Consider the following 26,972-nt stretch of genomic DNA (forward strand, 5'->3'; position numbering starts at 1 on the left):
AAGCAGAAAGGTGCGCTCCGATGACCGAGCATCATCTTCCGTCCGAGCTCGAGGTCTCCCCCGAGGCTCCCGACCGCAACCTCGCCCTGGAGCTGGTCCGGGTGACGGAGGCCGCCGCCATGGCCGCCGGCCGCTGGGTCGGCCGCGGCGACAAGATCGGCGCCGACGGCGCCGCCGTCAGGGCCATGCGGACCCTCGTCCACACCGTCTCGATGAACGGCGTCGTCGTCATCGGAGAAGGCGAGAAGGACGAGGCCCCGATGCTCTTCAACGGAGAGCACATCGGCGACGGCACCGGCGCCGAGGTCGACATCGCCGTCGACCCGATCGACGGCACGACCCTCACCGCCAAGGGCATGCCGAACGCGATCGCCGTGCTCGCCGCCGCCGACCGCGGCGCCATGTTCGACCCGTCCGCGGTCTTCTACATGGACAAGCTGGTCACGGGCCCGGAGGCCGCCGACTACGTCGACATCAACGCCCCGGCCTCCGTCAACATCCGCCGCGTCGCCAAGGCCAAGGGCTCCGCGCCCGAGGACGTCACGGTGATGATCCTCGACCGTCCCCGCCACGAGGGCATCGTCAAGGAGATCCGCGAGACCGGCGCCCGCATCAAGTTCATCTCGGACGGCGACGTCGCGGGATCGGTCATGGCCGTGCGCGAGGGCACCGGCGTCGACCTGCTCATGGGCATCGGCGGCACCCCCGAGGGCATCATCTCGGCCTGCGCGATCAAGTGCCTGGGCGGTGTGATCCAGGGCAAGCTGTGGCCGAAGGACGACGCGGAGCGTCAGCGCGCGATCGACGCGGGCCACGACCTGGACCGCACGCTCTCCACGAACGACCTGGTCCGCGGCGACAACGTCTTCTTCGTGGCGACCGGCATCACGGACGGCGAGCTGCTCCAGGGCGTGCGCTACGGCGCGGAGACCGCCTCGACCTCGTCGCTGGTCATGCGCTCCAAGTCGGGCACGATCCGCAAGATCGACTCCGACCACCGCCTGGCGAAGCTGCGCGCGTACAGCGCCATCGACTTCGACCGCGCGAAGTAGACGTCAAGCGCGTTCGCGTACGACGGAGGGGGCGCCCCGTGCGGGGGACGCCCCCTTCGGCGTACGTAGCGGAAAGCGGTCAGCCCGCGGCGGCGATCTGGCCCGCCGCGTGTGCCGCCTTCTTGAGCTCCAGGTCGCGCCTGCGACGGCGGGCGAGCACCACGCGGCGCTCGGCGGCCGTGAGCCCGCCCCAGACGCCGTACGGCTCGGGCTGGAGCAGGGCGTGCTCCCGGCACTCCACCATCACGGGACAGCGGGCACAGACCCGCTTGGCGGCTTCCTCTCGGGAGAGCCGGGAGGCGGTCGGTTCCTTGGACGGGGCGAAGAACAGCCCCGCCTCGTCTCGCCTGCACACCGCTTCGGTGTGCCATGGGGAGTCCTGATTCCGATCGCGCACTGGCACCCGCTGGGCCGGAACGGCGGCGACCTGCAGGGACTGATGCGACGGCTGCAGCACGGGTCTACTCCTGACGACGGCTTCGCGAGCGAGAGACGATGCAGCAAGCTCTACCCGCTGTGTACGCGCCTATGCACTGAGTTCCGATGTGCGAAAGCCCGCGCCCCGCCCGCCGGGGAAAGCCTCGGTGCGCCCGATGCCGTGTCGATGCCGTGTCGAGCCGTGTCGAGCCGTGTCAGTGCCCCAGATGCCTGCGCAGCTGCCGGTGCAGATCCCGGACCAGCTTGCCCCGCTCGGGTCGAGCCTCGATGGAGCCGAGCACCGCGAAGCCGTCGACGAAGACCACCGGGGCGTCACGCTCGGCCGAGTCGCACGTGTCCACCTCGAAGCTGCCGAACACGCCCGTGCCGTTGCCCCGCAGCGACACGTTCTCCGGCACGCGGATCTCCACGCTGCCGAAGACGGAGAACGCCTTGATGACGACCTGCTGCTGCTCGAAGATCGCCTCGCTGAGGTCGATCTCGACGCTGCCGAAGATCGCGTACGCGTGCGTGCGGCGGCCGACCCGCCAGCGGCCCTTGCGGACGGAGCCGCTGAAGACCGCCACCATGTTCTCGTCCGCGACCGCGGGCACGGCCCCGTACGAGGGGCGCGAGGGCGCGGGCTCGGGCACCGCCGCGCCGCCTGCCGCCCCGAAGGAGAGCCCGCCCGCCGCCGGCAGATCGCTCACCAGCGGTGCCAGCTCGCCCAGCGTCTTCGCGCGATAGACCCCGTCGATCCGCTCGCCGTGCTCCTCGGCGGTCAGCCGGCCCTCGGCCAGCGCCTCGCGCAGGATGTCCGCCGTGCGGTCCCGGTCGGCGTCCGACGCGCGGAGGTCGACCGGCCGCGGGGCCGGGTCCGAGGACTGCTGGGGGCGCTTCTCTAGGTCCACACCAGCCAGCGTACCCAGACGCGATAGATCGCGACCACCCCCCGGCCGCCCCCATTCGGCCCGCACTCGGCCCGTACTGAGCCTTACCTCACAGACTCCGGCGTCCCGGGGCGTTCTACGCTGGTTGGCGCGTCGCCAATGGAGGCCGCGCCGCTGTCTGCCGAGTGAGGAATGGCCGTAATGTCTGTTAGCTCCCGCCCGCCCGCCCCGGCGTTCGAGTACTCCGAACTGCTCCCGCTGGGAGAGGACACCACCCCGTACCGGCTGGTGACCTCCGAGGGTGTCTCCACCTTCGAGGCCGACGGGCGTACGTTCCTCAAGGTCGATCCGGAGGCGCTGCGCAAGCTCGCCGCCGAGGCGATCCACGACATCCAGCACTATCTGCGGCCCGCCCACCTGGCCCAGCTGCGGCGCATCATCGACGACCCCGAGGCGTCGTCGAACGACAAGTTCGTCGCGCTCGACCTCCTGAAGAACGCGAACATCGCGGCCGCCGGCGTGCTCCCCATGTGCCAGGACACCGGCACGGCGATCGTCATGGGCAAGCGCGGACAGAACGTCCTCACCGAAGGTGAGGACGAGAAGGCGCTCAGCAAGGGCATCCACGACGCCTACCAGAACCTCAATCTGCGGTACTCGCAGATGGCTCCGCTCACCATGTGGGAGGAGAAGAACACCGGCTCCAACCTGCCGGCCCAGGTGGAGCTGTACGCGACCGACGGCGGCGCCTACAAGTTCCTCTTCATGGCCAAGGGCGGCGGCTCGGCCAACAAGTCGTTCCTGTACCAGGAGACGAAGGCCGTCCTGAACGAGACCTCCATGATGAAGTTCCTGGAGGAGAAGATCCGTTCGCTCGGTACGGCGGCCTGCCCGCCGTACCACCTGGCGATCGTCGTCGGCGGCACCAGCGCCGAGTTCGCGCTGAAGACCGCGAAATACGCCTCCGCGCACTACCTGGACGAGCTGCCCTCCGAGGGCTCCCCCACCGGCCACGGCTTCCGCGACAAGGAGCTGGAGGAGAAGGTCTTCGAGCTGACGCAGAAGATCGGCATCGGCGCCCAGTTCGGCGGCAAGTACTTCTGCCACGACGTACGCGTGGTGCGGCTGCCCCGGCACGGCGCCTCGCTGCCCGTCGCGATCGCCGTCTCCTGCTCGGCCGACCGCCAGGCCACCGCGAAGATCACCGCCGAGGGCGTCTTCCTGGAGCAGCTGGAGACGGACCCGGCGCGCTTCCTTCCGGAGACCACGGACGAGCACCTCAACGAGAGCGCCGAGGCCTCCGACGTCGTCACCATCGACCTCAACCAGCCGATGGACGAGATCCTCGCCGAGCTGACCAAGTACCCGGTGAAGACCCGCCTCTCGCTCAACGGCCCGCTCGTCGTGGCCCGCGACATCGCGCACGCCAAGATCAAGGAGCGGCTCGACGCGGGCGAGGAGATGCCGCAGTACCTGAAGGACCACCCGGTGTACTACGCCGGTCCGGCCAAGACCCCCGAGGGTTACGCGTCCGGCTCCTTCGGGCCGACGACGGCGGGCCGCATGGACTCCTACGTGGAGCAGTTCCAGGCCGCGGGCGGCTCCAAGGTGATGCTCGCCAAGGGCAACCGGTCTGCCCAGGTCACCAACGCCTGTGACGCGCACGGCGGCTTCTACCTGGGCTCGATCGGCGGCCCCGCCGCGCGCCTCGCGCAGGACTGCATCAAGAAGGTCGAGGTCGTCGAGTACGAGGAGCTCGGCATGGAGGCGGTCTGGAAGATCGAGGTCGAGGACTTCCCCGCGTTCATCGTCGTCGACGACAAGGGCAACGACTTCTTCCAGAACCCGGCCCCGGAGCCGACGTTCACGCACATTCCGGTACGGGGCCCCGGTCTGGCCTAGCGCCCGTGACCGCGGCGGCGAGCGCCGCCGCGGTCACCAAGTGCCCTAGGCGAACCGCTGGTTCGCCGCCCCCGTGCACTTCTGGAGCTTCAGCGGCTCCTTCGCCCCCGCCAGGGTCAGACAGAGCCCGGCGTTGGAGGCGGGACGGATCGTGCCCGCCTCGCGGACGAACTTCTGGTTGGCGCCGCCGTGGCAGTTCCACAGCGTGACGGCGGTGCCTTCCTTCGCCGTTCCCGGTACGTCGACACAGCGGTCCTGGGTCAATCCGGTGTGCAGCGACTGCTGCCCGCCGGACGAACCGTCGTACCACCACGTCTGGTTGCGGTTGCCGGTGCAGTCCCAGCCCTGGACCTTCGTGCCGTTGCGGCTGCTCGACGCGTCGACGTCCACACACGTACCCGTGCCCTGGTTCTTCAGGGGCTTGTACGCGTCGTCCCAGCCACCCGGGTAGAGCTTCGGCTTGCCCGAGCTCGCCGGGTCGGCGCAACTGGCCTCGCGGGCGCCCGAGTTGTAGATCTGCGTCAGGCAGGACGCGAAGGCGGCGTGGCCGCGCGCGTTGGGGTGGAAGGACTGCCGTACCGAATTGGAGTCCGGCGGGAAGGGGTTGGAGAGCTCTATGTAGAGGCCCCGCGCCCAGGTGTCCTCCATGCAGACCTCGTGGCCGTGGAAGAGGCGGGAGTTGTCGAGGTAGGTCGCGCCCGCGTTCTTCGCGGCCTTGCGCATCCCGGTCTCGAAGGTCGGCACCGCGTAGTTGCGGCCCCACTCGGTGTCGGAGTCGTAGCCGAGGCCGCCGCAGGCCAGCTTGCCGGGGAAGTTCGGGTTGTCGCGGAAGTCCGGGCCGATCGGGCTCGGGTAGCCCATGGCGACGAGCTTGTAGTCGCCCTCGGCGTAGCCCGCGTCCTTCATGACGGTCTTCAGGTCGCGGATGGACTGCTCGACCTTGGGCACGAGGCCGTCGACCCGCGCCTGCCAGCCGTCGTGGTACTTGCCCGCGCAGGCGCCCTGGCTGAGCAGGAAGCGGGTCACGCAGTCCGTCATCACGCCGGAGAAGTCGAGGTCGTCATTGGCGCCGATGACGAGCAGGATCGACTTGATCCTGGTGTTCCGGGCCTTGATCGCGAGGTTGTCGCTCTGCACCAGCTCGTCGGCGTACTGCTTCTGGCCGCCGATCCTGATGTTGGCGGTCTGCGCTCCCGAGCAGGCGACGTTGTACGTCACGTCCGCGGGGATGCCGGTGCGGTGGATCGCGGCGTCCGGGGAGCGGTGGCACCAGTTGTCGGGGCCGTCGGTGCCGGGTTCGTACGTCCCGACGCCCTCCCCGGAGATCTCGCTGTCGCCGAGCGAGATCAGGCCGGTCTTGCGGTCGGCCATCGGACGCTCGGCCGGACTGCCGTAGAGCTTGGTCGCCTCGTCCGCCCGGATCTTCTCGAGCTCGGGCGGCAGCGGCGTGGCCGACGGTGCCGCCTTCGCCGCACCGCCGTCCGCCGCCTGGGCGGGTACGGCGGCGGCCGTGCCGAGCACCGCCGCCATCGCGACGGCCGCCGCGAACGTACATCTCAGCCTGCCTTGCAGACTACGTCTGATGCGCTTCATCGCGCCTCCCCGGTCTGGTGTTACCCACGGTTTTTACTGGTCAGTAAGGCGCTTGGGAATAGTTAGAACAAGACAAGTGCTCAACTTTTCACCGGGATCCGAGCGGGATCTGACGGAGAGGTAGGTTCGAGGCATGACCAGCGACGCCAGCGGCGAGTACCGGATCGAGCACGACTCCATGGGCGAGGTACGGGTCCCCGCGCACGCGAAATGGCGGGCCCAGACCCAGCGGGCGGTGCAGAACTTCCCGATCTCCGGACAGCGCATCGAGCGCGCGCACATCGCGGCCCTGGCGCAGATCAAGGCGGCCGCCGCGAAGGTGAACGCGGGGCTCGGCGTGCTCGACAAGGACATCGCCGAGGCCATCGCGGACGCGGCCGGCGAGGTCGCCGAGGGCCGCTGGGACGAGCACTTCCCGGTCGACGTCTTCCAGACGGGCTCCGGCACGTCGTCCAACATGAACACCAACGAGGTGCTCGCGACGCTGGCCTCGGAGCGGCTCGGCCGCGACGTCCACCCCAACGACCACGTGAACGCGTCCCAGTCCTCGAACGACGTCTTCCCGTCCTCAATCCACATCGCCGCGACGGCCGCCGTGACCGGCGATCTGATCCCGGCCCTGGAACATCTCGCCACCGCCCTGGAGCGCAAGGCCGAGGAGTTCGCGGACGTCGTGAAGTCCGGTCGTACGCATCTGATGGACGCGACGCCGGTGACGCTGGGCCAGGAGTTCGGCGGGTACGCCGCGCAGGTGCGGTACGGCATCGAGCGGCTGCGCTCGTCTCTGCCCCGCCTCGCCGAACTGCCGCTGGGCGGCACGGCGGTGGGGACGGGGATCAATACGCCGCCCGGCTTCTCCGCGGCCGTCATCGCCGAGGTGGCGCGGGCCACCGGGCTGCCGCTGACCGAGGCGCGGGATCACTTCGAGGCGCAGGGCGCGCGGGACGGGATCGTCGAGACCAGCGGGCAGTTGCGGACGATCGCAGTCGGCCTGACGAAGATCGCGAACGATCTGCGGTGGATGGCGTCGGGGCCGCGGACCGGGCTCGCCGAGATCAACCTGCCCGATCTGCAGCCCGGTTCCTCGATCATGCCGGGCAAGGTGAACCCGGTCATCCCGGAGGCCGCGCTGATGGTCGCCGCGCAGGTCACCGGCAATGACGCGACGGTCGCCGCGGCGGGCGCGGCCGGCAACTTCGAGCTGAACGTGATGCTGCCGGTCATCGCGAGGAACGTACTGGAGTCGGTGCGGCTGCTCGCGAACGTGTCGCGGCTGCTCGCCGACCGTACTGTCGACGGGATCACCGCCAACCGCGAGCGGGCCCTGGAGTACGCCGAGTCCTCGCCCTCCGTGGTGACCCCGCTGAACAAGTACATCGGGTACGAGGAGGCCGCGAAGGTGGCCAAGAAGTCCCTGGCCGAGCGGAAGACGATCCGGGAGGTCGTGATCGAGGGCGGGTACGTCGAGCGGGGCGACCTCACGGTGGAGCAGCTGGACGAGGCCTTGGACGTGCTGGGGATGACCCGGCCGTAGGAGCCGTCGGAGCGCCGCGATGGCCCGAGCCCTCCCGAAGAGCCCGGGCCATTAACATCTGTTCATGACAGACCACATCACGCCGCCAACGACGAGCAGCGACTCCGCACGCTGGGCCCCCGGCTCCCAGGTGCTGTGGCGGTACAAGGAGAACGCCGGGCAGCGGTTCCACATCTGCCGGCCCGTCACCGTCGTGCAGGACACCGACGAGTTGCTCGCCGTGTGGATGGCACCCGGGACCGAGTGCGTCAAACCGGTGATAGCGGACGGTACGCCCGTCCACCACGAACCCCTCGCGACCCGCTACACGAAGCCCAGAGCCCTGCGCACGGACCACTGGAGCGGCTCCGGCGTGCTGAAACTGGCGCGCCCGGCCGAGCCCTGGTCGGTGTGGCTGTTCTGGGAGCCGGGCTGGCGGTTCAAGAACTGGTACGTGAACCTCGAGGAGCCGCGCGCCCGTTGGGCCGGAGGCGTCGATTCCGAGGATCATTTTCTGGACATCTCTGTGCGACCGGACCGCAGTTGGCGCTGGCACGACGAGGATGAGTTCGCACAGGCACAGCGCGCCGGACTGATGGCGGAGGGAAAAGCGCAGGAAGTGCGGGCCGCGGGGCTCGCCGTGATCGATCTGATCCGGGCGTGGGGAGCGCCGTTTTCGGACAACTGGCAGCAGTGGCGACCCGATCCGGACTGGGCGATTCCGCCCCTTCCGGATGACTGGGACCGCACGCCCGCGCATGTGACGTCATGAGACCCTTGATGCGCCCCCATGGTTCAAACGTAGGATCGTCCTCCGCAAGGGCGCACAGCAGCAACTCAGCAGCAACTCCCTGAGCTTGCGCGTTGCCTGACAGATGGTCATCGAGGGGCGGCTGAACGTGAGCGAGGCGAGCGAGTTCGACAGGTACGGCGGGCCATCCGGCCCGCTGCCCGACCGCACGGGCCAGGCCGAAGCGTTCGACGCCATCGGGCAGCACTACGACGACGCCTTCCCGCACAAGGAGGGCCAGCTCGCCGCCGGGCGCAGGCTCGCCGAGGCGCTGGCGCCCGGATCGCGGGTCCTCGACGTGGGATGCGGGACCGGTCTGCCCACCGCCCGCCAGCTCACGGACGCCGGGCACACCGTGCTCGGCGTCGACCTCTCGACCGGCATGCTCGACCTCGCCAGGAAGAACGTGGCCGCGTCGAGCGCCGAGTTCCGGCGGCTCGACGTGGCCGCGCTGCGGGCCGAAGGGCCGGACGGCGTGGGGCTGTTCGACGGGATCGCGGCCTTCTTCGCGCTGCTCATGCTGCCTCGCGAGGAGATCCCGCACGCGCTGCGGCTGCTGCGCGGACTGCTGCGGCCCGGTGGCCTGCTCACGCTGTCCATGGTCGAGGCCGACCTGGACGACGCGGGAATTCCGTTCCTGGGGCACACGATCCGGGTATCCGGTTACCTGCGGGACGAACTGCGGCAGGTCGTGCGTGACGCGGGCTTCGAGATCCTCGAAGAGGACACGTACGCATACGCCCCGGCGAGCACCGATGCCCCACCCGAGCACCAGCTCTTCCTGCACTGCCGACGCGGCTGACCCACCTAGCCCCCGGAGACCACGGCGCAGCCCCGGACGGACGGATTCGAAACGCGTGACGGAGCACCCCATCCCCGACGAAGGCCGACAGCCCCGAGCTGCCCGGCCGATCGCCCCCGCGGACCCGCGCGGGGCGCTGGTGCGTGCCCCGGAGGCGCGGAACACCACGGGCGCGCCCGGTTTACCCGCACAGGCACGGACGAACGACCCGACCCCGACCGCCTCCCGCACCGGCGATCCCGCGTCGTCCCGCACCGGCGACCCCGCGTCGTCCCGCACCGGCGACCCTGCGGCGAGCCCCAGCGACGAGCACGCGCAGTCGTCCGGAGCGGCGGGCCCGCAGCCCGATCCGCACCGCCCGCGCCCCGCCCCCGAAGGGGTGCCGTCCCAGCCGGGGGCCGAGCCGTCCAGGCCGGCGGGCGGCCCGGGCGGCCCCGGCCCCGGCCCCGGCCCCGGCGGCGAGGAGCGGCGCACGGGCCAGCCCCGGCCGCCCGGATCGGGGCCCGCCGCCATGCGCCGTGACGGTGACCGGCTGCGCTTCGTCGGCGCGGCCACGCGGCGCATCGCCCGCGGCATCGACCTGGACGAGATCGTGATGGGTCTGTGCCGGGCCACGGTGCCGACGTTCTCCGACGCGATACTGGTCTACCTGCGCGACCCGCTGCCGGTCGGCGAGGAGCGGCCGAGCGGCGCCCTGGTGCTCCGCCTGCGCCGCACCGACCGGATCCCGGAGGAGCCCGACACCGAGGGCGGCACCATGCCCGCGCTCCAGCTCCAGCCGGACCTGGTGACCACCGCCGAGCTGTGCGAGGTGCGGCCCGGCGGCGCTCTCGCCGAGGTGCTTCGCGGGGTCCGCCCGGTCTTCGCCGACTCCCCCGGGGCCCGTGCCGCGCTGCCCGAACTCCTCGGCGAGGGACGCACCGTACCGACGGGGCAGCGCACGATCCTGGCCCCGCTGCGCGGCAGGCGCCGGGTGATCGGCGCCGCGGTGTTCCTGCGCCGCCCCGACCGCCACCCCTTCGAGGCGGACGACCTCCTTGTCGCCGCCCAGCTGGCCACGCACAGCGCCCTCGGCATCGACAAGGCCGTCCTGTACGGCCGCGAGGCGTACATCGCGGACGAGCTGCAGCGCACCATGCTGCCGGAGACCCTGCCGCGGCCGACGGGCGTGCGCCTGGCGTCCCGCTACCTCCCGGCCGCCGAGACGGCCCGCGTCGGCGGCGACTGGTACGACGCGATCCCGCTGCCCGGCAGCCGGGTCGCGCTCGTCGTGGGCGACGTCATGGGGCACTCCATGACGTCCGCCGCGATCATGGGCCAGCTGCGGACGACCGCGCAGACCCTGGCCGGGCTCGACCTGCCGCCCCAGGAGGTCCTGCACCATCTGGACGAGCAGGCCCAGCGCCTCGGCTCGGACCGCATGGCCACCTGCCTGTACGCCGTCTACGACCCGGTCGCGCACCGCATCACCATCGCCAACGCCGGGCATCCGCCGCCCGTCCTGCTGCATCTGGGCGGCCGCGCCGAGGTGCTGCGGGTGCCGCCGGGCGCCCCGATCGGCGTCGGCGGAGTGGACTTCGAGGCCGTGGAGCTGGACGCGCCCGCCGGTGCCACGCTGCTGCTCTACACGGACGGCCTCGTCGAGTCCCGCCTGCGGGACGTGTGGACCGGCATAGAGCAGCTGCGCGAACGGCTCGCCGCCACCGCCCAGTTGACGGGCCCGGACCATCCGCCGCCCCTGGAGGCGCTCTGCGACGAGGTGCTCGACATGCTCGGACCGGGCGACCGGGACGACGACATCGCGCTGCTCGCCGCCCGCTTCGACGGGATCGCGCCGAGCGACGTCGCGTACTGGTTCCTGGAACCGGAGGACGCGACACCGTCGCGCGCCCGCAGGCTGGCCCGCAGCGCCCTGGAGCGCTGGGGCCTGCAGGAGCTGACCGACTCCGTGGAGCTGCTCGTCAGCGAGGTCGTGACGAACGCCGTGCGGTACGCGTCGCGCCCGGTGACCCTGCGGCTGCTGCGTACCGACGTACTGCGCTGTGAGGTCGGCGACGACGTGCCGCAGCTGCCGCGATTGCGGCAGGCCCGCGCCACCGACGAGGGCGGGCGCGGGCTCTACCTCGTCAACCGGCTTGCGCGGCGGTGGGGCGCTACGCGCTTGAGCACCGGGAAAGTGGTCTGGTTCGAGCTGAATCATGGCTCGAACCCGGATTCGAGCAGGACCAAGCGGTAGTTCTCTTGCCGCGGGCCGTGGGGGCTGGTCGCGCAGTTCCCCGCGCCCCTTCGGGGCCCGGCCCTCTGCCTCAGTCCCGGTTGGGCCGCCCGTTCGGGTTCTCCGGGATCTCGATCGACCCGGACGGGTCCGGCTCCTCGGGCTCGCCCGTCGGGGGTGCCGTCGTCGGGTCCTCCGTGGGCGGCTCCGTGGACGGCTCGTCCGTCGGCTCCTGCGTCGTCGGCTCGTCCGACGGCTCCTGTGTCGTCGGCTTGTCCTCGGGCTCCGTCGGCTCCTCCGTCGGCTCCTGAGGGGCCTGCGTCGTCGGGTCCGGCGGCGGCGCGATGGCCGCGCCCATAGACGTGTCCAGGTCGAACTCGCTGGGCGCGCCCATCGCGTCGAAGGTGTACGCCGCCCAGATCTGCGCCGGGAAGCTGCCGCCGTCGACGCGCGGCAGACCGCCCGCGCCCCGCATGGAGACCTGCTTGCTCTGCTCGGCCGTGCCCGCCGCGCCCTCGCCGAACAGGCCGACGGAGGTGACCAGCTTCGGCGTGTAGCCGGTGAACCAGGCCGACTTGTTGTCGTCGGACGTGCCGGTCTTGCCCGCGACGTCCTGCACGGGGCTGCGCACCGCGCGGCCCGTACCGTCGTCGACCACGCCGGTCAGGACGGAGGTGAGCGAGTCGGCGGTGCCGCGCTCGACGACCTGCTCGCCGATCGGGTCCGGCAGCTCGATCGTGCGGTCCTTGTGCTCGACGGACGCCACGACCGCCGGGGTGACCTTCTTGCCGTGGTTGTCGAGCGTCGCGTACACGCCCGCCATCTCCAGCGGGCTCGCGCCCATCGTGCCCAGCGTCTGCGCGGGCACGGCGGGCAGGCCCTCGACGTCCATGCCGAGATCGCCCGCCGTCTTCAGTACGTCGTCCATGCCGACGTCCACGCCCATCTGCGCGAAGACGGAGTTGACGGACTTGTTCATCGCCTTCTGGACGGTGACCGGGCCGTAGCTCTTGTCGTCCTCGTTCGGCGGCGCGAAGGCGACGTCGCTGCCCTCGACCTTGCGCTCGCTGGTGCCGTCGTAGACCGTGCCCGCCGTGATCGGCCGGCCGGACTGGGTCTGGGCGCCGTTCTCCAGGGCCGCGGCGAGGATCAGCGGCTTGAACGTGGACGCCGGCTGGTAGTCGCGCCGGGTCGCGTTGTTCGTGTAGTGCTTCACATAGTCCCGGCCGCCGTACATCGCGAGGACCTTGCCGGTCTTCGGGTCGACGGACGCGGCGCCCGCCTGCACCCGCGCGTCGGCCTTGTTCTTCTCCGGGTCCAGCTGGTCGTTCAGCTTGTTGTCGACGGCCTTCTCCAGAAGCTTCTGCTTCTTCTTGTCGATGTTGAGCGTGATCGTGTAGCCGCCCGCGTCGAACTGCTCCTCGGTGAGGTGCCCGGCCCGCATGACCTCGGCCTTGGCCTCCTTGACGAGATAGCCGGCCTGGCCCTCAAGTCCCGGCGCCGCCTTCGGCTCGATCGGCACATCGAACGTCAGGCCCTCGCGCTCGCCCGCGTCGAGCCAGTTCTCCTCGACCATGTTGTCGAGCACGTAGTTCCAGCGCTCCTTGACCAGCTTGCGGCTGGCGGGCGTCGCGGACGTCCAGTCGTACTGGCTCGGCGCCTGGAGGAGGGCGGCCAGATAGGCGCCCTGCGAGACGTCCAGCTCTTCGGCGTCGACGCCGTAGTAGGCCTGGGCGGCGGCCTGGATGCCGTAGGCGCCGCGGCCGTAGTAGCTGGTGTTGATGTACCCGGCGAGGATGTCGTCCTTGCTCTTCTCGCGGTCCACCTTCAGCGAGATGACCAGTTCCTTGAGCTTGCGGGTGACGGTCTGGTCCTGCGTCAGGTAGTAGTTCTTGACGTACTGCTGGGTGATCGTCGAGCCGCCCTGCTTGCCCTTGCCGCTGACCGTGTTGATCAGGCCGCGGGCCGTGCCCTTGAAGTCGACGCCCTGGTCCTTGTAGAAGGACTTGTTCTCGGCGGCCACGAACGTCTTCTGGACGGCCTTCGGCACCTTCTCCAGATCGACGACCTCGCGGTTCAGCTCGCCGGTCCTGGCGATGACCTCGCCGTCCTTGTACTTGTAGACGTTGCTCTGCAGCTTGGCCGTGGCATTGCCCTCGGGTATGTCGACCACCATGTAGAGGACGACGAAGCCGAGCATGCCGAGCAGGCAGAGCCCGAAGAACGTACCGAGGATCTTCTTCAGGGTGAAGAAGCGGCGTATGCCCGTGCGCTTCGGTTTGCCGCCGCCGGCCGCGCGCCCGACTGCCCGGCGCGCACCGCGCTGCCGCGCCTGTCGCTCTTCCGCTCGGCCCATGGCTCTGAGTGCTCCGCTTCCGTCTAGTCCTCATGCGTACGTCGAGTCAGCTCATGAAGCTAACACCGCACCCTGGGGCAAACTCCTGCCGATCCGGCCTTTTCCGGACGTGACAATCAGCACCTGTCCCTTAGGAACCTTCGGTACCTGTCCCACCGGAAGCCGACGATTGCCCCTATGAAACCGACGATCCTGGGCCCCAGAAGGTTGCCCGCCTTTCGAACCTGTGAGCTCCGCCTCGGGGTATACCCGAGGGGTATACATGGCACGTATACACACGGTGTAGAGTCCTCCGCATGTCCATCGGTCACACCCTCCTCGGCCTCCTCGAGTCGGGCCCGCGCCACGGTTACGACCTCAAGCGCACCTTCGACGAGAAGTTCGGTCACGACAAACCGCTGCACTACGGGCAGGTCTACTCGACCATGTCCCGCCTCCTGAAGAACGGCCTCGTCGAGGTCGACGGCATAGAGGCGGGCGGCGGCCCCGAACGCAAGCGGTACGCGATCACCGATGCGGGCATCACCGATGTCCGGCGCTGGCTCGCGACGCCGGAGAAGCCGGAGCCCTATCTCCAGTCGACCCTCTACACGAAGGTCGTCCTCGCCCTGCTCACCGAGCGCGACGCGACGGAGATACTCGACTCCCAGCGGGCCGAGCACCTGCGCCTGATGCGGATCCTCACCGACCGCAAGCGCAAGGGCGACCTCGCGGACCAGCTGATCTGCGACCACGCGCTCTTCCATCTCGAGGCCGATCTGCGCTGGCTGGAACTGACCTCCGCACGCCTCGGCAAGCTCGCCCAGGAGGTGCGCTCCGCATGACCCCCGCAGGTTCCCTTCTCACCGCCTCCGGCCTCCGCAAGGCGTACGGCACGACGAACGCGCTCGACGACGCCGAGTTCTCCATCCACCCCGGCGAGGTCGTCGCCGTCATGGGCCCCTCCGGCTCCGGCAAGTCGACCCTCCTCCACTGCCTCGCCGGGATCGTCCGGCCGGACGCCGGGTCCATCACGTACAACGGCCGCGAACTGACCGGACTGCCGGACGCCACGCTGAGCGCGCTGCGCCGCAGCGAGTTCGGCTTCGTCTTCCAGTTCGGGCAGCTGGTCCCCGAGCTGACCTGCGTCGAGAACGTGGCCCTTCCGCTGCGCCTCAACGGCGCCAAGCGCAAGGACGCCGAGGCCACCGCCCGTACCTGGATGGAGCGCCTGGAGGTCGACGACGTCACCGCCAAGCGGCCCGGCGAGGTCTCCGGCGGCCAGGGCCAGCGGGTCGCCGTGGCCCGCGCACTCGCCACCAGCCCCCGGGTGCTCTTCGCCGACGAGCCGACCGGCGCGCTCGACTCCCTCAACGGCGAGCGCGTCATGGAGCTGCTCACCGAAGCCGCCCGCTCCACCAACGCCGCCGTCGTCCTGGTGACGCACGAGACGCGGGTCGCCGCCTACTCCGACCGCGAGATCGTCGTACGCGACGGCAGGTCCCGCGACATGGAGCGGGTCATATGAGCCTCGACACCCGCCCCGAGTCCGCCACCGCGGCCCTCCGGCCGCACGCCGGGGACACCGCGCCCACCGGCGTGCACGCCTGGGTCCGCGATCTGGCGATGGGCATACGCTTCGCCGTCGGCGGCGGCCGGGAGGGCTGGACCCGCACGATCCTGACCGCCCTCGGCGTCGGCCTCGGCGTCGCGCTGCTGCTCGGCGCCGCCTCCGTGCCGAACCTGCTGCAGAACCGCGACGACCGGGACTACGCGCGCACCCCGTACGCCTCGATGGACATGAAGCCGCCCAAGGCGAGCGACGCGTCGATCCTGCTCCGCAACACCGGCACCGAGTTCCACGGCAAGACGGCGACCGGCGCGTTCCTCCAGGCCGACGGCGACCACCCGGTCCTGCCGCCCGGCGTCGACAAGATGCCGGCGCCCGGCGAGATGGTCGTCTCGCCCGCGCTGCGCGACCTGATCGACGACCCGGACAACAAGCTCCTCAAGGAGCGCTTCGGCGACTTCCGCATCACCGGCACCATCGGCGAGGCCGGACTACTCTCCCCTCTTGAGCTCTACTACTACGCGGGCTCCGACAAGCTCGCGTCGGCCGACGGCGCCCATCGCCTCGACCGCTTCGGACAGGACAACTCCCTGCCCCTCGACCCGTTCCTGATGGCCCTCGTCGTACTGATCTGCGTCGTCCTGCTCACCCCGGTGGCGATCTTCATCGGTACGGCGGTCCGGTTCGGCGGCGACCGTCGCGACCGACGGCTCGCGGCGCTGCGCCTGGTCGGCGCGAGCACCGGCACGGTCCGCAGGATCGCGGCGGGCGAGGCGCTCTTCGGGGCGTTGGTCGGTCTTGCCGCGGGCGCTGTCTTCTTCCTGCTCCTGCGCCAACTGGTGGGCGTGGTCGACCTGACGAACGTCAGCGCCTATCCGTACGACATGACGCCCGAGCCCGCCCTGGTCGCCCTGGTCGCGCTCGCCGTGCCGGTCTGCGCGGTCCTGGTGACGCTGCTCTCCCTGCGCTCCGTGGCCATCGAGCCGCTCGGCGTGGTCCGGGGCGGCAAGCAGCGCGGGCGCCGTCTCGTGTGGCGGGTGCTGCTTCCGGTCGTCGGCATCGGCATCCTGCTCGCGTCGGGCCGCATCGACCGGGACGCCGTCGGAGCCGTCGACGTACCCACGATCGCGGCGGGTTCGGCGCTCACCCTGATCGGTCTCAGCGCGCTGCTTCCGTGGCTGGTCGAGGCCGTCGTGGGGCGGCTGCGCGGAGGGCCCGTGGCGTGGCAGCTCGCCGTGCGCAGGCTCCAGTTGACCAGCGGCACCGCGGCCCGCGCGGTCAGCGGGATCACCGTCGCGGTGGCGGGCGCCGTGGCGCTGCAGATGATGTTCGCGTCCATGCACGACGAGTTCAACAAGATGACGGGCCAGGACACCACGCGGGCCCAGCTCACCGTCCACAGCGTCAGCGGCAACGGCCCGCTCGCCCAGCGGATGATCGACGACTTCAGCGAGACCGAGGGCGTCACCAAGGTCATCGGCACCGTGCAGTCGTACGTCACGCGGCCCGGGAACGTGAAGGTCAACGACATCACCCCGACCACCCAGCTGACCGTCGGCAGCTGCGCGACCCTGCGCGAGCTGGCGGACATCGGCTCCTGCAAGGACGGCGACACCTTCGTCTCGCACACGAACAGCCGCGAGCAGAACACCTGGGTGGACCGGACGGCACGCCCCGGCAAGGCGATCAACGTCGGAGAGGACCCCGACTTCAACAGGGGTGCCGAGCCGACGCTGTGGACGCTGCCCAAGGACTCCCGCACCGTCAAGGCCAGGCCCAACCCGTCCGGCAGCAAGATCGACGGAGTCCTCGCCACCCCCGGCGCCGTCGACATCAAGAAGCTGTCCGACGCGGAGACCACCGCCTGGGTCAAGCTCGACCCGAAGCAGCCGGAGGCCGAGGAGCGGGTGCGCAACACGGCGGCCCGCATCAGCCCGCTGCTCGGCGTGAACTCGATGAACGACGTCGACCGCGACCATCAGTACGCCTCCATCGCCCGCGGCCTGCAGATCGGCGCGAGCGCCACGATGGCGCTGATCGCGGCGTCCATGCTGGTGTCGATGCTGGAGCAACTCCGTGAACGCAAGCGGCTGCTCGCGGCCCTCACCGCGTTCGGCACTCCCCGCTCGGCGATGGCCTGGTCGCTCCTGTGGCAGACGGCGCTCCCCGTCACCGTGGGGCTCACCCTCGCGATCGCGGGCGGCCTGGGTCTCGGCGTGGTGATGACCCGCATGATCGGCAAGGAAGTCACCGACTGGTGGGCCTTCGTGCCCCTGACGGGCGTGGGCGCGGCGATGGTCGTGGTCGTGACACTGCTCAGCCTGCCGCCGCTGCGGCGGATGATGCGCCCGGACGGCCTGCGCACGGAGTAACTCCGTCCTTCGGTACGGCCGTTGCCGGTGCGGGGTCACACCACCCGCACCGGCAACGGCCGTACGGCCTCCCGCAACGCCGCCGCCAGCTCCTCGTACTCGGCGGCCCGCGCCGCCCCCGTACGCATCGCCAGCGCGATCCGCCGGGTGGGCGCGGGGTCCGCGAAGAACCCGGTGAGCAACTGGTTGCTGCGGCTGGTCTCGACGCGCACGGCGGTCCGCGGCAGCAAGGTCACCCCGAGCCCGCCGGCCACCAGCTGTACGAGGGTGGAGAGTCCGGCGGCGGTGGTGGTGACGGGCGCGTCCGCGCGCCCCGCTTCACGGCAGATGTCGAGCGCCTGGTCCCGCAGACAGTGCCCCTCGTCGAGCAGCAGCAGATTCAGCTCCTTGAGCGCCTCGCGGGGAATCCCCTCCCTGCCGCCGAGCCAGTGGTCGAGCGGCGTGACGAGCACGAAGTCCTCGTCGAACAGCGGCAGTTCGGTGACACCGGGCACGCCGAGCGGCACGGCGAGCAGCAGCAGATCGAGCCGCCCGGCGCCGAGCCCCTCGATGAGCGACGAGGTCTGCTCCTCGTGCACCTGAAGATCGAGATCCGGATACTTCTCGTGTACGAGCCCTATGAGCGTCGGCAGCAGATACGGCGCCACGGTCGGGATCACGCCGAGCCTGAGCGCCCCGGTGAACGGCGCGCGCACCGCGTCGGCCTCCTCCATCAGCGCCTCGACCTCGTCGAGCACGGCCCGCGCCCGCACCGCGAGCCGTTCACCGGCCGACGAGAGCAGCACCTTCCGGGTCGTACGCTCGAGCAGGGTGACACCCAGTGTCTCCTCCAGGGCGGACACGGCTCCGGAGAGTGCCGGCTGGCTCATCCCGATTGCTGCCGCGGCGTCCCTGAAGTGCAGATGCTCGGCGACGGCCGCGAAGGCGCGCAACTGCGCCAGGCTGGGCTGCTTGCCCCTATTTATGGCTCGCACTGATAGCCACCTCCGATCAACAGAACAGAGTGTAGCTATTTCCATAATCAATGCACTCTGTGCCACGATCGACAGCAGTCCAACCCCTTGGAGCCCCTTACCGGGTTCCTGTGCTGCAAGGAGAGCCCGTGCTCACTGTCGGTGACAAGTTCCCCGAGTTCGACCTGACTGCCTGTGTCTCGCTGGAGAAGGGCAAGGAGTTCGAGCAGATCAACCACAAGACCTACGAGGGCAAGTGGAAGATCGTCTTCGCGTGGCCCAAGGACTTCACCTTCGTGTGCCCGACCGAGATCGCGGCCTTCGGCAAGCTGAACGACGAGTTCGCCGACCGTGACGCCCAGGTCCTCGGCTTCTCCGGCGACTCCGAGTTCGTGCACCACGCCTGGCGCAAGGACCACCCGGACCTGACCGACCTGCCCTTCCCGATGCTGGCCGACTCGAAGCACGAGCTCATGCGTGACCTCGGCATCGAGGGCGAGGACGGCTTCGCGCAGCGCGCCGTCTTCATCGTCGACCAGAACAACGAGATCCAGTTCACGATGGTGACCGCCGGTTCCGTCGGCCGTAACCCGAAGGAGGTCCTCCGGGTCCTCGACGCGCTGCAGACGGACGAGCTCTGCCCGTGCAACTGGAGCAAGGGCGAGGACACCCTGGACCCGGTCGCGCTCCTCTCGGGCGAGTGACGGGACGGTTGATCTGACATGGCTCTCGACGAACTGAAGTCCGCCGTACCGGACTACGCCAAGGACCTGAAGCTGAACCTCGGCTCGGTCATCGGCAACTCGGACCTGCCGCAGCAGCAGCTGTGGGGCACGGTCCTCGCCTGCGCCATCGCCTCCCGTTCCCCGCGCGTCCTGCGCGAGCTGGAGCCCGAGGCGAAGACGAACCTCTCCCCCGAGGCGTACACGGCCGCCAAGTCGGCCGCCGCCGTCATGGCGATGAACAACGTCTTCTACCGCACGCGCCACCTGCTCTCGGACCCCGAGTACGGGACGATGCGGGCCGGTCTGCGGATGAACGTCATCGGCAACCCGGGCGTGGAGAAGGTCGACTTCGAGCTGTGGTCGCTCGCGGTCTCCGCGATCAACGGCTGCGGCCAGTGCCTGGACTCCCACGAGCAGGTGCTCCGCAAGGCGGGCGTCGACCGCGAGACGATCCAGGAAGCCTTCAAGATCGCCGCGGTGATCCAGGCGGTGGGCGTCACGCTGGACTCCGAGGAGTCCCTGGCCTAGGGCCCGACAGAGCGGCCCCGCCCGGCAGTTGCCGGGCGGGGCCGCTCTGGTTTTGCGGAAGCTATGCGTCCTTTCCGGAAGCTACGCGTCCAGGCTCCGTGCCGGATCCACCGGAGCCACCTCCACCGCCGTCGCACCCCGCGGTTGCGGCGCCTGCTTGAGGGCCGCCTCTCGGGAGTACGCCCGCAGGTAGCCCACCACCGTGTTCGTCACCGCGACCAGCGGTACCGCCACCACCGCGCCACCGATCCCCGCGACCAGACCGCCCGCGGCCACCGACAGGACCACCGCCAGCGGGTGCACGCGTACCGCGCGGCCGAGGATGAACGGCTGCAGGATGTGGCCCTCGATCTGCTGCACGGCCAGGACCACGGCGAGCGTCATGACGGCCGTGAAGACGCCCTGCGTCACCAGCGCCACCACCACCGCGAGCGCGCCCGAAATGACCGCACCCACCAGCGGGATGAACGCGAACAGGAAGATGAAGACGGCGAGCGGCACCGCCATCGGCACCCCGAGGAAGAAGATCCCGAGCCCGATGAAGATCGCGTCGATGAGGGCCACTATCACCGTGCCCCGCACATACGCCGTCAGCGTCCGCCACGCCCGCGGCCCCGCCCCGGCGATCCCCGGCCGGGCCGGCGCCGGCACCAGCTTGAGGACCCACTGCCAGATGCGCTTCCCGTCGTACAGCAGGAACAGCGTCGAGAACATCGTGAGCAGGATGCCGGTCAGGGCCTCCACGATCACGGTGACCCCTTCGAGCCCCGCCGACGTCAGCTCCTCCGTGTTCCCCGCGACCGCTTCCCGCAGCGACTTGGCGATGTCGTTGATCTGGTCCTCGGTGACATGGAACGGACTCGTCAGGAGCCAGTTGCGCAAGTCGTCGATGCCGTCCTGGACCTGACTGGAGAGCGTGTCCGCGTTCTCCATGACCTGCCAGACGACGAACCAGCCGACCAGCCCCATGACGACGAAGCCCAGTACGGCCGTGAGGACGGTCGCGAGCCCGCGCGGCAGCCCGAGCCGCTTGAGCCGCACCACCGTCGGCTGCAGCATCGCTGTGATGAGGAGCGCGGCCACGAAGGCGAAGACGACCAGCTGCACGGCGCTGATGACCTTCATCAACACCCAGAGCGTGCCCGCGAGGACGAGGAGGCGCCAGCCGGCCTCGGCCGCGACCCGCATCCCCCACGGCACCGCGGCCACGGGATCGGGCCTGGCCGCTATGGCCGGCGCGTAGGCGGGCGGCGCGGGCACCACGGTCTCGGCCGCCCCGGCGGCTGCGACGGCCGCCGCGTCGCCCTCGGCGGCGGCAGCGTCATCCGCGGCGGACCGCCGCGGCGCCTTGGCCGCCTCCCGGGACTCGGCGTCCGAACCGCCGTCCGTTCCCGAACCGCTGTCCGGACCCGAACCGCCGTCCATCCGCTCGCCCATCCGCGAAAGACCGGCACCGAGCCGGCCGAGCCACCCTGGCACTCGCGACATGATCCGTCCTCTTCCCCCGTCTTGCTTCCCCACCACTCCCTCCTGGAAGTTGTCGGACTGACCGTACACGGCAAAGACCCCCCACCGTAGGACGGTGAGGGGTCCGCAAAAGGTTGAGCGCGGTGCGACTCAGTACCAGTTGTTCGCCTGCCAGAAGTCCCAGGCTCCGCAGGGGCTTCCGTAGCGGTCGTTCATGTAGTTCAGACCCCACTTGATCTGCGTGGCGGGGTTCGTCTGCCAGTCCGCTCCGGCCGAGGCCATCTTGGAGCCGGGCAGCGCCTGGACGAGGCCGTACGCACCCGAAGACGGGTTGCTGGCCTGGTAGTTCCAGGTGGACTCGTGGTTGACGATGTTGCTGAAGCACTGGAACTGGTCCCCGGGGACCATCTGCCGTGCCATCGCCTGGACGTCCGCGACGGAGTACGAGGACTTCTTGGCGAAGTCGCCCGCGTCACGCGTGGAGGAACGGCTCGCCTTGGCCTCGGCGGCCTCCTCGCGCTCCTTCTCCGCGGCGGCCTTCTCGGCGGCCTCCGCCTTCTCCGCGGCCTTCTGCTTCGCGATCGCCGACTCGGCGGCCTGCTTGCGCGCCGCCTCCGCCGCGGACTTCTTCGCGGCCGTGTCGGCAGCGGTGGCCTGTGCTTCGGCCTGCTGCGTCAGGGACGCGGTCTGTACCTGGGCCTGCTGACCCGCGGGTATGTCTGCGAGGAGAGTCGCGTCGCTTGCCGTCGCCTCGAAGTCGTTGTCGTTCGAGGCGCCCTGGGTGTTGCCCGAGGCGACACCAACGACAGCGCCGACGGTGGTGACCGCGGTGGCGGATGCCACGGCGAATCCCCGGACCGAAATCCGGCTCACACGGTTTCCTTCCAGCATCGCCCGCATAGGTGACCTCGCGGACGCAATCGTGCCCCTGGACGCTGGCCTCCGCTTGGTACTCGGTCACGGGAGGCACGGGCCCGGTGGACAACTCCCGTGAAGGGAGCGCCGCGTGGTGCTTCGGGCGGCATGCGACGGCCACTATGAAGTTCTGCTGTTCCTGAGTTGCGGTACCGCTGGGGGTACAGGTGTGTCGCATGCGGGGCCTGACAGGACCCAGACTCTGCCGCAGCCGGACGCCGCAAGGCAATTCCCCGTTGCGTGTGAAAGCTCACACCTCGTTTGCACCAGGAGTTTTCAGGAAAGTGGCACACGCCAAGACGCCGCCCGGCTAGGCTCCATCGCTTCGCCGGGCGGCGCCAACTACCGCGTAACCACTACGAGGTAGAGCAGAACCAGCAGTTCACATCAGATCTGCCCGTCCTCCAGCATTTCGGTCACAAGCGCCGCGATCTGCGAACGCTCGGACCGGGTGAGCGTGACATGCGCGAAGAGCGGATGCCCCTTCAGCTTCTCGACGACGGCGACCACTCCGTCGTACCGACCCACCCGCAGGTTGTCGCGCTGGGCGACGTCATGGGTCAGTACGACACGGGAATTCGCCCCGATACGCGACAGAACGGTCAGCAGAACGTTCCGCTCCAGGGACTGGGCCTCGTCGACGATCACGAACGCATCGTGCAGCGAACGCCCCCGGATGTGCGTGAGCGGCAGGACCTCCAGCATGCCGCGCGCGCTGACCTCCTCGATGACCTCTTTCCCCGCCACCGAACCGAGGGTGTCGAAGACGGCCTGCGCCCAGGGCCCCATCTTCTCGGCCTCGGTGCCGGGCAGATAACCGAGCTCCTGCCCGCCCACCGCGTACAGCGGCCGGAAGACCATCACCTTCTGGTGCTGCCTGCGCTCCAGGACCGCCTCCAGGCCCGCGCACAGCGCGAGCGCCGACTTGCCGGTTCCCGCGCGGCCGCCCATCGAGATGATCCCGACCTCCGGATCGAGGAGCAGATCGAGCGCGACCCGCTGCTCCGCGCTCCTCCCCTTGATGCCGAAGGCCTCACGATCACCGCGTACGAGACGGACGTTGCCGTCGGCCGTGACCCGGCCGAGCGCCTTGCCCTTCTCGGACTGGATGGTCAGGCCCGTGTGGACCGGCAGGTCGGCCGCCTCGGGAACGTACAGATGGTCCTCCTCGAAGAGAAGGTCCACCTGCTCCCCGGAGAGGGTCAGTTCGGACATACCGGTCCAGCCGGAGTCCGTGATGGCGAGCTCCGCGCGGTACTCCTCCGCGAGCAGACCGACCGACGACGCCTTGATTCTGAGCGGCAGGTCCTTGGACACGACCGTGACGTCGTATCCCTCTGCCTGGAGATTGCGCGCGACGGCGAGAATCCGTGAGTCGTTGTCCCCCAACCGGTAGCCGGCCGGAAGCACGCCGGGATCGGAGTGGTTGAGCTCGACGCGCAGTGTGCCGCCCAGGTCGCCGATGGGGATCGGCGCGTCCAGGCGTCCGTTCCGGACGCGGAAGTCGTCCAGCAGGCGCAGCGCCTGCCGGGCGAAGTAGCCGAGCTCCGGATGGTGCCGCTTGGCCTCCAGCTCCGTCACCACGACGATCGGCAGCACGACTTCGTGCTCGTCGAAGCGGGTCAGGGCGTTCGGGTCCGCGAGCAGAACGCTGGTGTCGAGAACATAGGTGCGCCTGTCGGGCATGCGGCGCTTTGTGCTGGTCACCACGGAAGGACGTACCCCCTCGGATGAGGTCGGGGAGCGACGGGAAGGATGCCGGGAGGAATCCGGACCGGTCTCGGACCCCAGTGCGCGGGCCGAGTCCCGGCCCTCCACTTCGCCCGTGCTCACCGCACGGTCGTCCTGGTGCAAAGGGCCTCCCGGGCGGACGGCCCCATGCCGCCCGCTGAGATACGACATCCGTGATTCGGATGTCGACCTGGAAGGCTTATTCCCTCGAACAAGCGCAGCCATGCCATGGCATATGACGGCGCGTCCGTGAACTCTGGGTTACTCACGCCTCACCTCGTGAGCACCCTCGTGAGGGTGTTACGCGGGGTCAGCCGCCGAATCGCCGGTTACGGGCCGCGTAGTCACGCAGCGCACGCAGGAAGTCGACCTTGCGGAAGGCGGGCCAGAAGACGTCGCAGAAGTAGTACTCGGAGTGAGCGGTCTGCCAGAGCATGAATCCGGACAGACGCTGTTCACCACTCGTACGGATCACCAGGTCCGGGTCCGGCTGGGCCCGCGTGTAAAGGTGCTTGCCGATCAGGTCGACGTCCACCTTCTCCGCGACCTCGTCGAGCGAATGCCCCTTGTCGGCGGCGTCGAGCAGCATCGAGCGGACGGCGTCGGCGATCTCCTGGCGGCCGCCGTAACCGATCGCGACGTTGACCACTATCCCGTCGACGTGGGCGGTGGCCTCCGCCGCCTCCTTGAGCACGTTCTGCATCCCCGAGGGCAGGATGTCGTTGGCCCCGACGTGGTGCACGCGCCAGCGGCCGTCGCGCCCCAGCGAGCGGACCGTGTCCTCGATGATGCCGAGCAGCGGGCCCAGTTCCTCCTGGGGCCGGTCGAAGTTGTCCGTGGAGAGCAGCCACAACGTGACGACCTCGACGTCCGTCTCGCTGCACCAGCCGAGGAACTCCTCGATCTTGGCGGCACCCGCCTGATGGCCCTGGGCTGTGGTGGATCCGGCGGCCTTGGCCCAGCGTCGGTTGCCATCCATGATGACCCCGATGTGCTTGGGCACCTGGTCATGGTCCAGATGACCTTCCACCCGGCGTGCGTACAGCCTGACCAGCAGGCCGCGCAGCCTGTCCCGCAGGTTCACGGTGTTTTCAGCCCCTCCGTGCAGACGGCAGTCCCCGAAGGCGAAAGCCTACCGCCGTAAAACGGGGCCGAGCGCCACGAGGCGGCCGGGGACTGTCGTAGCTTCGTAACCATGAACGACATCTCTCCTTACGTCGCCTCGACGGACCGTTACGACTCCATGGAGTACCGGCGAACGGGCCGCAGCGGCCTGAAGCTCCCGGCGATCTCCCTCGGCCTCTGGCACAACTTCGGCGACGACAAGGCCCTTCAGACGCAGCGCGCGATCCTGCGCCGCGGCTTCGACCTGGGCGTCACGCACTTCGACCTGGCGAACAACTACGGGCCGCCGGCCGGTTCGGCGGAGCTCAACTTCGGCAAGCTCTTCGCGCAGGACTTCGCCGCGTACCGCGACGAACTGGTCATCTCGACCAAGGCGGGCTACCTCATGCACCCCGGCCCGTACGGCGAGTGGGGTTCGCGGAAGTACCTGATGTCGTCCCTGGACGCATCGCTGAAGCGCATGGGCCTCGACTACGTCGACATCTTCTACTCCCACCGCTTCGACCCGGACACCCCCCTGGAGGAGACGATGGGCGCGCTCGCGTCCGCCGTCCAGCAGGGCAAGGCGCTGTACGTGGGCGTCTCCTCGTACAACAGCGAGCAGACCGCCGAAGCGGCGCGGCTGCTGAAGGAGATGGGCGTCCCGGCCCTCATCCACCAGCCGTCGTACTCGATGATCAACCGCTGGACGGAGGACGACGGCCTCCTCGACACCCTGGAGGCGGCGGGCATGGGCTGCATCTCCTTCGTCCCGCTGGCGCAGGGCCTGCTGACGAACAAGTACCTGAAGGGCATTCCGGAGGGTTCGCGGGCAACTCAGGGCAAATCGCTCGACCCGGAGCTGCTGAGCGACGAGGTCGTCCGCCGCCTCAATGGCCTGAACGACATCGCCGCCCGCCGCGACCAGTCGCTCGCGCAACTGGCGCTCAACTGGGTGCTCCGGGACGAGCGGATGACCTCGGCACTCATCGGCGCGTCCAGCGTGAAGCAGTTGGAGGAGAACGTGGCGGCGCTGACCGGTCCGAAGCTGACGGACGAGGAGCTGGCCGAGATCGACGCGTTCGCGGTGTCCACGCCCGGCACCAACATCTGGGCCGGGCGAGGCTGACGACGGCTCTCTTATGGAGGGGGCGTGTCCGAAGGACGCCCCTAGAGGGCGCGCGGGCGCTTGAACCAGGCGCCCGCGATGCTCTGCGAGAGCAGGATGACGACGGCGATGGCGGCGAGCAGCGGAATCAGTCCTGCCGGGTTGCCGTTGGCCGCGCCGCCGAGGGCGAGAACGATCTGCACGCTCATCAGGACGATGCAGGTGACGCGGATGCCGTGGCCCACGCTGCCGAAGCGGAAAGCCATACCGGCCGAGACCAGCAGGCAGACGTTGACCCCGAGGGCCGCGCCCGCCGTCTCCGGGTTGACCGTGAAGATCAGGCCGATCGAGCCGAGGATGAGCAGTCCGCCGAGGGACCAGAGAACGATCTGGGCGGCGCGGACGACGCCGGGCATCTTGTGCGGGACGGCCGGGCCCTGGCCGTATCCGTAGCCGGGGTCCTGGGCGGGACCGGTGTAGGTGGGGAGGCCGGCCTGCGGATTCTCGTGCGGTGGGGGGAATTGGTTCGACATGTCCCTGACCATATCCGGAGGCATCGAGTCCGTGATCATGAGGGCCGGTGGGCGGCCGGCAGGAGGCCGACTCCGGGGCACAAAAAAATCGGGCCGGTCCATGGGGGGGAGATGGACCGGCCCGAGGGGGGGTTTCCACCATAACCCTTCGTAAGGGATGGCGCGCGCATCGACGCGAGACAACTACTCTCCGAGACCGCCCGACGACTCCGCGACCCTGCCCCACCACCGGATTTCGGCCCCAGGGGAGAAATCAGGCCGTGCGGGGCGATAGCCCATAGGAGGGATGAGGGGTGGGGCGCGTGATTGACGGACCCCGCTGATGAATGAGGGCGCGCGGTGCCGCGCAGCCCCCTCCACCGCGCGGCACCGCACACGTGGCTTTGCTCACGCGAATTCGCCTTGGTCTGAACTTACGCGACCGGGCGACTGGATCGAGCCAGCCCCGATAACGATG

Annotated in this window: 21 protein-coding genes and 1 pseudogene; 12 read left to right on the forward strand and 10 right to left on the reverse strand. The window is 69.7% G+C overall.

The window, feature by feature from the left end:
• The first annotated feature begins 20 nt into the window (after positions 1-20).
• A complete protein-coding gene (glpX, locus tag ACIBKX_RS20645; RefSeq protein ID WP_363271726.1) occupies positions 21-1,052 on the forward strand; it encodes a class II fructose-bisphosphatase in 1,032 nt (343 codons plus the stop codon).
• Between the two features lie 79 nt (positions 1,053-1,131).
• Here glpX and ACIBKX_RS20650 read toward each other — a convergent pair whose 3' ends face one another.
• The gene (locus ACIBKX_RS20650) at positions 1,132-1,509 is read right to left on the reverse strand and encodes a WhiB family transcriptional regulator (protein WP_363271727.1); all 378 of its coding nucleotides are present in this window, start codon (positions 1,507-1,509) and stop codon (positions 1,132-1,134) included.
• A gap of 175 nt (positions 1,510-1,684) precedes the next feature.
• On the reverse strand, positions 1,685-2,380 hold the full coding sequence (locus tag ACIBKX_RS20655) for a DUF1707 domain-containing protein (RefSeq protein WP_363271728.1): 696 nt from the start codon (positions 2,378-2,380) through the stop codon (positions 1,685-1,687).
• 180 nt (positions 2,381-2,560) lie between these two features.
• Between ACIBKX_RS20655 and ACIBKX_RS20660 the strand changes: the two genes are divergently transcribed.
• Entirely contained in the window at positions 2,561-4,261 is a 1,701-nt protein-coding gene (locus tag ACIBKX_RS20660; RefSeq protein WP_363271729.1) for a fumarate hydratase, read from the forward strand.
• Positions 4,262-4,306: 45 nt separating this feature from the next.
• On the opposite strand, the gene ACIBKX_RS20665 is transcribed toward ACIBKX_RS20660, so the two are convergent.
• A complete protein-coding gene (locus ACIBKX_RS20665) occupies positions 4,307-5,854 on the reverse strand; it encodes a ricin-type beta-trefoil lectin domain protein (RefSeq protein WP_363271730.1) in 1,548 nt (515 codons plus the stop codon).
• 133 nt (positions 5,855-5,987) lie between these two features.
• On the opposite strand from ACIBKX_RS20665, the gene ACIBKX_RS20670 reads away from it, so the two are divergent.
• The 4 genes from ACIBKX_RS20670 to ACIBKX_RS20685 all read left to right on the forward strand — a co-directional run bounded on the left by ACIBKX_RS20670 (position 5,988) and on the right by ACIBKX_RS20685 (position 11,195).
• Complete coding sequence (locus ACIBKX_RS20670; RefSeq protein WP_363271731.1) at positions 5,988-7,388, forward strand: class II fumarate hydratase; 1,401 nt, start codon at positions 5,988-5,990, stop codon at positions 7,386-7,388.
• 64 nt (positions 7,389-7,452) lie between these two features.
• Entirely contained in the window at positions 7,453-8,139 is a 687-nt protein-coding gene (locus ACIBKX_RS20675; protein WP_363271732.1) for a DUF402 domain-containing protein, read from the forward strand.
• 127 nt (positions 8,140-8,266) lie between these two features.
• Entirely contained in the window at positions 8,267-8,959 is a 693-nt protein-coding gene (locus ACIBKX_RS20680; RefSeq protein WP_363271733.1) for a class I SAM-dependent methyltransferase, read from the forward strand.
• Between the two features lie 55 nt (positions 8,960-9,014).
• Complete coding sequence (locus ACIBKX_RS20685; protein ID WP_399375848.1) at positions 9,015-11,195, forward strand: SpoIIE family protein phosphatase; 2,181 nt, start codon at positions 9,015-9,017, stop codon at positions 11,193-11,195.
• Positions 11,196-11,265: 70 nt separating this feature from the next.
• On the opposite strand, the gene ACIBKX_RS20690 is transcribed toward ACIBKX_RS20685, so the two are convergent.
• Positions 11,266-13,530 (reverse strand): transglycosylase domain-containing protein, encoded by a 2,265-nt coding sequence (locus tag ACIBKX_RS20690; protein ID WP_363271734.1) that lies wholly within the window; start codon positions 13,528-13,530, stop codon positions 11,266-11,268.
• 296 nt (positions 13,531-13,826) lie between these two features.
• Here ACIBKX_RS20690 and ACIBKX_RS20695 point away from each other — a divergent pair, with 296 nt between their 5' ends.
• Genes ACIBKX_RS20695 through ACIBKX_RS20705 form a run of 3 tightly spaced genes read left to right on the forward strand, consistent with a single transcriptional unit; the run spans position 13,827 to position 17,451 of the window.
• Positions 13,827-14,354: a PadR family transcriptional regulator gene (locus ACIBKX_RS20695; RefSeq protein WP_363271735.1), complete on the forward strand. Its 528-nt coding sequence runs from the start codon at positions 13,827-13,829 to the stop codon at positions 14,352-14,354.
• Positions 14,351-15,037 carry an ABC transporter ATP-binding protein gene (locus ACIBKX_RS20700; protein WP_363271736.1) on the forward strand — a complete coding sequence of 229 codons (687 nt, stop codon included), beginning with the start codon at positions 14,351-14,353 and terminating at the stop codon, positions 15,035-15,037. The genes ACIBKX_RS20695 and ACIBKX_RS20700 overlap by 4 nt, the downstream gene beginning before the upstream one ends.
• Positions 15,034-17,451, forward strand: a complete 2,418-nt coding sequence (locus ACIBKX_RS20705; RefSeq protein WP_363271737.1) for an FtsX-like permease family protein — start codon at positions 15,034-15,036, stop codon at positions 17,449-17,451. The genes ACIBKX_RS20700 and ACIBKX_RS20705 overlap by 4 nt, the downstream gene beginning before the upstream one ends.
• A gap of 35 nt (positions 17,452-17,486) precedes the next feature.
• On the opposite strand, the gene ACIBKX_RS20710 is transcribed toward ACIBKX_RS20705, so the two are convergent.
• On the reverse strand, positions 17,487-18,425 hold the full coding sequence (locus ACIBKX_RS20710; RefSeq protein ID WP_399375849.1) for a LysR substrate-binding domain-containing protein: 939 nt from the start codon (positions 18,423-18,425) through the stop codon (positions 17,487-17,489).
• A gap of 128 nt (positions 18,426-18,553) precedes the next feature.
• Here ACIBKX_RS20710 and ACIBKX_RS20715 point away from each other — a divergent pair, with 128 nt between their 5' ends.
• Both ACIBKX_RS20715 and ACIBKX_RS20720 read left to right on the forward strand, forming a co-directional pair.
• The gene (locus tag ACIBKX_RS20715; protein WP_363271739.1) at positions 18,554-19,108 is read left to right on the forward strand and encodes a peroxiredoxin; all 555 of its coding nucleotides are present in this window, start codon (positions 18,554-18,556) and stop codon (positions 19,106-19,108) included.
• A gap of 18 nt (positions 19,109-19,126) precedes the next feature.
• Entirely contained in the window at positions 19,127-19,657 is a 531-nt protein-coding gene (locus ACIBKX_RS20720; RefSeq protein ID WP_363271740.1) for an alkyl hydroperoxide reductase, read from the forward strand.
• A gap of 81 nt (positions 19,658-19,738) precedes the next feature.
• Here ACIBKX_RS20720 and ACIBKX_RS20725 read toward each other — a convergent pair.
• The 4 genes and pseudogenes from ACIBKX_RS20725 to ACIBKX_RS20740 all read right to left on the reverse strand — a co-directional run bounded on the left by ACIBKX_RS20725 (position 19,739) and on the right by ACIBKX_RS20740 (position 24,854).
• Positions 19,739-21,145: pseudogene (locus ACIBKX_RS20725) on the reverse strand (AI-2E family transporter).
• Between the two features lie 129 nt (positions 21,146-21,274).
• A complete protein-coding gene (locus tag ACIBKX_RS20730; protein WP_363271742.1) occupies positions 21,275-22,015 on the reverse strand; it encodes a lytic transglycosylase domain-containing protein in 741 nt (246 codons plus the stop codon).
• A 411-nt stretch (positions 22,016-22,426) separates the two neighbouring features.
• Positions 22,427-23,749, reverse strand: a complete 1,323-nt coding sequence (locus tag ACIBKX_RS20735) for a PhoH family protein (protein WP_363271743.1) — start codon at positions 23,747-23,749, stop codon at positions 22,427-22,429.
• A 331-nt stretch (positions 23,750-24,080) separates the two neighbouring features.
• Complete coding sequence (locus ACIBKX_RS20740; protein ID WP_363271744.1) at positions 24,081-24,854, reverse strand: isoprenyl transferase; 774 nt, start codon at positions 24,852-24,854, stop codon at positions 24,081-24,083.
• A gap of 111 nt (positions 24,855-24,965) precedes the next feature.
• Here ACIBKX_RS20740 and mgrA point away from each other — a divergent pair, with 111 nt between their 5' ends.
• On the forward strand, positions 24,966-26,003 hold the full coding sequence (gene mgrA, locus ACIBKX_RS20745) for an L-glyceraldehyde 3-phosphate reductase (protein ID WP_363271745.1): 1,038 nt from the start codon (positions 24,966-24,968) through the stop codon (positions 26,001-26,003).
• Positions 26,004-26,044: 41 nt separating this feature from the next.
• On the opposite strand, the gene ACIBKX_RS20750 is transcribed toward mgrA, so the two are convergent.
• A complete protein-coding gene (locus tag ACIBKX_RS20750; protein WP_363271746.1) occupies positions 26,045-26,515 on the reverse strand; it encodes a hypothetical protein in 471 nt (156 codons plus the stop codon).
• Between the last annotated feature and the right edge of the window lie 457 nt (positions 26,516-26,972).

Origin of the sequence: Streptomyces sp. NPDC050658, from assembly GCF_044457025.1 — a bacterium.
Taxonomy (GTDB): Bacteria; Actinomycetota; Actinomycetes; order Streptomycetales; family Streptomycetaceae; genus Streptomyces.

Coding starts and splice junctions, on each gene's coding strand:
- ACIBKX_RS20730 (WP_363271742.1), bottom strand. CDS start 22,015: ATGCTGGAAGGAAACCGTGTGAGCCGGATTTCGGTCCGGGGATTCGCC.
- ACIBKX_RS20720 (WP_363271740.1), top strand. CDS start 19,127: ATGGCTCTCGACGAACTGAAGTCCGCCGTACCGGACTACGCCAAGGAC.
- ACIBKX_RS20705 (WP_363271737.1), top strand. CDS start 15,034: ATGAGCCTCGACACCCGCCCCGAGTCCGCCACCGCGGCCCTCCGGCCG.
- ACIBKX_RS20700 (WP_363271736.1), top strand. CDS start 14,351: ATGACCCCCGCAGGTTCCCTTCTCACCGCCTCCGGCCTCCGCAAGGCG.
- ACIBKX_RS20695 (WP_363271735.1), top strand. CDS start 13,827: ATGTCCATCGGTCACACCCTCCTCGGCCTCCTCGAGTCGGGCCCGCGC.
- ACIBKX_RS20660 (WP_363271729.1), top strand. CDS start 2,561: ATGTCTGTTAGCTCCCGCCCGCCCGCCCCGGCGTTCGAGTACTCCGAA.
- ACIBKX_RS20690 (WP_363271734.1), bottom strand. CDS start 13,530: ATGGGCCGAGCGGAAGAGCGACAGGCGCGGCAGCGCGGTGCGCGCCGG.
- mgrA (WP_363271745.1), top strand. CDS start 24,966: ATGAACGACATCTCTCCTTACGTCGCCTCGACGGACCGTTACGACTCC.
- ACIBKX_RS20670 (WP_363271731.1), top strand. CDS start 5,988: ATGACCAGCGACGCCAGCGGCGAGTACCGGATCGAGCACGACTCCATG.
- glpX (WP_363271726.1), top strand. CDS start 21: ATGACCGAGCATCATCTTCCGTCCGAGCTCGAGGTCTCCCCCGAGGCT.
- ACIBKX_RS20675 (WP_363271732.1), top strand. CDS start 7,453: ATGACAGACCACATCACGCCGCCAACGACGAGCAGCGACTCCGCACGC.
- ACIBKX_RS20665 (WP_363271730.1), bottom strand. CDS start 5,854: ATGAAGCGCATCAGACGTAGTCTGCAAGGCAGGCTGAGATGTACGTTC.
- ACIBKX_RS20750 (WP_363271746.1), bottom strand. CDS start 26,515: ATGTCGAACCAATTCCCCCCACCGCACGAGAATCCGCAGGCCGGCCTC.